Genomic DNA, 238 nt, shown 5'->3' on the forward strand with positions numbered 1-238 from the left:
TCCTTGTAACACATGTGGCACTGTAAGAGAGTCTACTAAGTTTAAAAGTGGCATTGATAAAGCCCCTATAGCAATTGGAATCGATACCTGTAGTATCCGTTTCCCGTCTTCTCTTAAATCTCGAAGCGAATACGAGCTGTCCTTATAATAGTATGGGCTTTTATTATACTTCATACGCAAATATATAAGTGAACCAATTACTCCGAGAAAAGATCCAACCATTGCACCACTAGTAATA

Annotated in this window: 1 pseudogene; it reads right to left on the minus strand. The window is 37.8% G+C overall.

Going from position 1 to position 238, the window contains the following annotated elements:
* A pseudogene (locus JDS92_RS30465) lies at nucleotides 1-238 on the minus strand (putative polysaccharide biosynthesis protein); the annotation flags it as partial.

The sequence above is a fragment of the Bacillus cereus group sp. N12 genome, assembly GCF_016483575.1.
Lineage (GTDB): Bacteria > Bacillota > Bacilli > Bacillales > Bacillaceae_G > Bacillus_A > Bacillus_A toyonensis.